The 5,367-nt window shown below is 69.2% G+C and carries 5 protein-coding genes; 1 reads left to right on the top strand and 4 read right to left on the bottom strand.

Annotated elements, in window-relative coordinates; all coding sequences use genetic code 11:
• Nucleotides 1-274: 274 nt before the first annotated feature.
• Entirely contained in the window at nt 275-1,273 is a 999-nt protein-coding gene (locus ACFWPJ_RS23445; protein WP_378854538.1) for a zinc-binding dehydrogenase, read from the bottom strand.
• Nucleotides 1,274-1,438: 165 nt separating this feature from the next.
• On the opposite strand from ACFWPJ_RS23445, the gene ACFWPJ_RS23450 reads away from it, so the two are divergent.
• The gene (locus ACFWPJ_RS23450; protein ID WP_378854539.1) at nt 1,439-1,942 is read left to right on the top strand and encodes a hypothetical protein; all 504 of its coding nucleotides are present in this window, start codon (nt 1,439-1,441) and stop codon (nt 1,940-1,942) included.
• Nucleotides 1,943-1,946: 4 nt separating this feature from the next.
• On the opposite strand, the gene ACFWPJ_RS23455 is transcribed toward ACFWPJ_RS23450, so the two are convergent.
• From ACFWPJ_RS23455 to ACFWPJ_RS23465, 3 genes are all read right to left on the bottom strand, one after another.
• Nucleotides 1,947-3,719 (bottom strand): SDR family oxidoreductase, encoded by a 1,773-nt coding sequence (locus ACFWPJ_RS23455; protein ID WP_378854540.1) that lies wholly within the window; start codon nt 3,717-3,719, stop codon nt 1,947-1,949.
• Between the two features lie 32 nt (nt 3,720-3,751).
• Nucleotides 3,752-4,858, bottom strand: coding sequence for a PDR/VanB family oxidoreductase (locus ACFWPJ_RS23460; RefSeq protein ID WP_378854541.1), 1,107 nt, complete (start codon nt 4,856-4,858; stop codon nt 3,752-3,754).
• Nucleotides 4,855-5,367: metal-dependent hydrolase (locus ACFWPJ_RS23465; protein WP_378854542.1), on the bottom strand; the 513-nt coding region annotated here is incomplete at its 5' end. The genes ACFWPJ_RS23460 and ACFWPJ_RS23465, both read right to left, overlap by 4 nt.

The following is a 5,367-nucleotide window of genomic DNA, read 5'->3' on the forward strand; positions in this document are numbered from 1 at the left end:
CGGGACCGCGCCTCTCAGACGCAGACGCGGCGACCGCTCGCCGTGGTGGGTCTACAGCCGAAAACTGATACCAGTTAAGACGTTTCGGCCTTCTGTCGGCTCGCGCGTGCCCGCTCCTCGCGGTCACGCCGCTCGATGCTGCTCCCCGGGTTACTGGCCAGCTTGATCACCCCACCGACCAACAAGAGAACCGCCACTATCACCGCGATGACAATAATTCCCTGCACAGAACGAACTTATCGCGTATTCCGTTGCGGCGCAGCATGAGTTACAATCACGCGCCGATCGTCAACAGGGTACGACCGAGTGCCGAGCGGCTCTCGATCGCCGAGTGGGCCTGTTCGACCTGGTCGATCGGAAATGTCTGCCCGATAACCACTTCCAGCCTTCCCGCGGCGACCTCTGCCTGTGCGCGACGGGCGAGGGCGGACCAGTCGATCTCATCGGCGACTATGTCGAACAGTCCGAGCACCGTGACACCTCGGGCGGCAGCAGCCTCGGTGTCTCCTGTCGCGAAATCTCCTGCCGCGGAGCCATATCCGAGGAAGATGCCCTTGTCGTCGGCGGTCGTCAGTGCCTGGCCGCCGATGGCCCCACCCGTTCCGTCGAAGACGACATCGGCTCCCCCACCGGTGATCTCGCGGACCTGCTGCTCCCAGTTGTCGACCGAGTAGTCGACGACAGCGGTCGCGCCGAGTCGTTCCGCGAGGGCGAGTTTGTCGGCTCCCCGCGCCGCCGCGACCACCTTGGCGCCCGCCGCCACCGACAGCTGGATGAGCAGGGTGCCGAGCCCACCTGCCGCCGCGGTGATCAGCACCCACGAATCCGGTTGCACGGCAGCACGATCGAACACCGCCAGCGCGGTGCGGCCGTCGTGGGCCAGCGCGACCGCCTGCTGGGTGCTGAGCCCGTCGGCGATCTCGATCAGCGTCTCGGCCTTGGCGAGCGACTTCTCGGCATAGCCGCCGGTCGGCACCCCGCCGCCGATTCCGCTGGCGGCGGTCTGGGTGACCACACGCTTGCCGAGCCAGCCGGGATCGACCTCGGCGCCGATCGCGGAGACGACACCGCCGATCGCGCCGCCGGGCACATACGGCACGTTCAGCGGGAAGAAGTCCTGGCCCCAGCCACTGCGTAGCCGGGTGTCGAGGAACATCACGTCGGCGACCTCGACATCGACGACCACCTCGGCCGGACCTGGTTGCGGCGCAGGGAATTCCCCCACCTCGAGCACCTCGGGACCACCGAATTCCTTGACCTGCACTGCACGCATCGCGACTCCTTCGTGGTGTTCACCGGACGCGTCCAGCATGGAACCTCGAGCGGAGTTCAGGTCAAGAGCGCTGCGACGCGGATCACACGATCACGTGCCGCCACCACGGCCCGGCCGTCTCCAGCAGCACCGACAGGCGACCGCGCAGGGGCTTACAGTGAATTCGTGGCGCTTTCGTTCCTTCGACGCGGTCCGCGACCGGTCGACCTCAGCGCGGTCGACCGCACAGTCGCCGACTTGCGTTTCCCCGACGCGATCTTCAAGACCTGCCCCTGGCAGCCACGCGACCTCGTGGAATCCGGTCTGCGCCAATGGTTGCGCTGTTGCGGCGCCGCCATGCGCGACGACCAGGTGATCGGTATGCCCTCGCACGCGGTCGACGAAGCCTGGCACGGGTTCATCCTGTGCACCCAGCTGTACGCGAAGTTCTGCACCGAGGCCTACGGCCGGTTCCTGCATCACTTCCCCGACGGCGCAGGGGAGGACGCACCCGATCACGGGTCGATGATCGAACAGCTGGGCCGCACCGTGGTCGCCTGGTCGCTGGTGGCGCGACCGGACGAAGAGTGTGTGCTGTGGGACCTCGACCGCCACGTCGGGGTCGAGAATCCGTGGGGCGTGGACGCCCGGCACGTCGCCGCCGTGGAGGAGCAACTGCGCCGGGCGTGAGCGCCTAGACCAGCTTCATCCGGCGAGCCGCGAACCGCACCGCGCCGGGCGCGATCCGGTTGATCCGGTACTGCACCCACGATTCCGGCGTCACCGGCACGATCTCGCGGCCGCTGCGCACCGCCTTCACGATCTGCGCCGCGACCTTGTCGGGGGTGTAGCCGCGCCGCTCGTAGAGCTTGTCGAACTTGCGCTGGGTGGCCGCCTCTTCCTCGGCGGAGACACCCGAAATGCGGGTGGTGGCAACGATGTTCGTGTGCACGATGCCGGGACACACGGTCGACACCGAGATGCCGCGATCGGCCAGTTCGGCACGCAGGCAGTCGGAGAACATGAACACCGCCGACTTGCTGGTGGCATAGGCGGCCATGTCCCGCTGCGGGCTGTAGGCGGCCATGCTGGACAGGTTCACGATGTGCCCGCCGAGGCCGCGCTCGGCCATCGCGGCGCCGAAGGCACGGCAGCCGTTCACCACGCCGCCGAGGTTGATCCGCAGCACCCGGTCGAACTCCTCGGACGGGGTGTCGAGGAAGCTGCCGGCCTGGCCGACGCCGGCGTTGTTGACCAGGATGTCGGGCACGCCGTGCGCGGCGATCACCGCGTCCGCGTGCTCACGCACCGCGTCTCCGTCCGACACGTCGAGCGAATAGGCATGCGCGACACCATCTTCGGCGGCGATGAGCTCGACGGTCTCCTTGGCCGCGTTCTCGTTGACGTCGGAGATCACCACCTCGGCGCCGAGCCGGGCGAAGGCCAGCGCGGTCTCGCGGCCGATGCCGCTGCCGCCGCCGGTGATCACGACCAGCTTGTGGTCGAATTCCTTCCGGCTGCGGCCGACCTCGGCGCGCGCCAGACCGCGGGGCACATCACCGCCGCCGAGCGCGTCGATGAGTTCGGTGGTGGCGGTGGCCAGCAGTTCCGGATGCGAGAACGGCATCCAGTGCCCGGCGGGTACGTCACGGCGCCACAGCCGCGCGGTCCACTTGTGGGAATCGTCGTAACCGGCGGGGCGCACGGCCACGTCGCGTCCGGCGACGATCAGCTGCACCGGCACCTCGGTGCGGCGCTCGCGCGGCGACAGCATGCGCTGGGCGATGTTCGCGCGGTAGATGAGCAGCCCGTCGACCATGTCGCGCCGGAACGTGGGGCCGAGCACGACATTGGCGGGCGCGGTGTCGTTCATGACGGCGACGGCCCGCTGCCATACCTTCTCGGTGCCGATGGCGTTGAAGGTGGCGCGCGGCAGCACCGGGGTCATGAAGAACGCGGTGTAGGCCGAGGACAGTGCCTGGGTCACCGGCTGCCAGATGTTGCGCGGACTCGGCCGCGAGAGCCGATCGCGCGTCCAGGCGGCCAGGTGATCGAGGTTCGGGCCGGACACGGAGGTGAACGAGGCGATCCGCTCGGTGGCCTGCGGCTCGCACACGGCCTCCCACACCTGCACCGAACCCCAGTCGTGGGCGAGCACGTGGACGGGACGGTCGGGGCTCACCGCGTCGATGACCGCGTAGAAGTCGCGCGAGAGTTCCTCGAGCCGGAAGTCGGCGGTGCGCTGGGTGCGGGTGGACTCGCCGTGGCCGCGGGTGTCGTAGGCGACGACGTGAAAGCGTTCGGCCAGGCGCGGAATCACCTTGTCCCACAGGTGGTGGGTGTCGGGCCAGCCGTGCACGAGCACGACGGTCTCGGCGGCGGCGTCGCCGTATTCGAACACGGCGAGCTCGAAATCGCCGTTGCGGACGGTGCGCCGGTTCGCGGCCGGTGTGTTCTCGACAGTCATATCTCTTCGGACTCCTTGTCCTGGAATCGAACTCACAGGTCGAGCACCAATCGCTCACCGTGCGAACGGGATACGCAGGCGAGCATCTCACCCGCGGCGTGGTCGTCATCGGAGAGCGTGTTTTCCCGATGGTCGGGTGTGCCTGCCAGTACCCGCACCACGCAGGTGCGGCAGAAACCCTGCCTGCAGGAGTAGGGCTGGTCGGGGCGGGTGTCGAGAATGGCGTCGAGCGCGCTGCGGTCGGCGGGCACTTCGATCACCGCGCCGGTGGAGGCGAATTCGATCTCGAACGCGGTGCCGTCGACGATCGGCGGCGGCGAGAACCGTTCGAAATGCAGCTCCACGTCGGGCATCGTGCGCACAGCGGCGACGATCGCCGAGGTCATCGGGGTGGGGCCACACGAGTACACGGCGGTACCCGCGCCGACGCCGGGCAGCAGGGCCGCCGCGTCGGGCAGGCCGTGCTCGTCGTCGGTGCGTACGGTCACGTGCTCGCCGAAGCTCTCCAGCTCGGCCAGGAACGGGATGGTGTCGCGGGAGCGCCCGCTGTAGACCATCGTCCACGGCACCCCGAGCCGGTGCGCGAGCCGCGCCATCGGCAGGATCGGGGTGATGCCGATGCCGCCCGCGACGAAATGCAGTCGCTGCGCGGGCGAGCCGTGGCCGGGCACCGCGAACGGGAAGGCGTTGCGCGGGCCGCGGACGATGAATCGGCTGCCGACCGGCAGTTCGTCGTGCACCTCGAGCGAACCGCCGCCGCCCTCGGGGATGCGGCGCACCGCGATCCGGTAGGCGTGCGCGTCGGCAGGGTCACCGCACAGCGAGTACTGGCGCAGCCGGCCCGAGGGGAGCTCGAGATCCAGGTGCGCACCGGGCCGCCACGCGGGCAGCTCCCGGCCGTCGGGCGACTCCAGGCGCAGGCTCACCACATCCTGGTCGTGCGCGACGATCCGGCGCTCGGTGACGACCACCGGGAACCGGCGATCGTCGACGCGCGGGCGCAGATCGCGGCGGTTGACCAGGCCGCTCCAGCGCAACCGGGCCGTCGCGATCGCGTCCAGCACCCTGGTGCCGGGATCGTGCCGGTGCTTGCCGTAGAGGTCGCCCGGCAGTGCCTGGGGTATGTCGCGCACGGTCACGAAGCGGCCGCCCGCGCGGCAGGCGACTGGGCGAGATAGGAGACGGCCTGCGCGGTCGAACCGACATTCTCCGGGCTGTAGCCGGGCTGGAAAGTCGACAGCGCGCTGATCAGCAGCGACGGCACGCCGGGCAGCGCACCGCGCCACATCGCGGCCAGGATCGCGGCGATGACCCGCGGATAGCCGTGATCGGGCAGCCGCGGATCCTGCTGCACCAGGAACTTCGCGCCGCGCACCACCAGGGCGATGAAGATCGGGAACACCAGCACCATCGAGGCGCACCGGCGCACGTAGCCGACGCCGAAATACTCGGCGACATCGTGGGCGACGTTGCGATGCTCGACTTCCTCGGCGCCATGCCAGCGGAACAGATCGGCCATGCGCGGGTCGGCGCCGAACTTCTCCAGGTCGGCGTTGATCACCCAGTCGCCGAGCCAGGCGAAGAAGTGCTCGAGGCAGGCGATGAAATCGAGCCGGGTGATAACACACTGCCGTCCGGGCCGGGTGTG

The organism is Nocardia sp. NPDC058497, from assembly GCF_042720195.1.
Lineage (GTDB): Bacteria > Actinomycetota > Actinomycetes > Mycobacteriales > Mycobacteriaceae > Nocardia.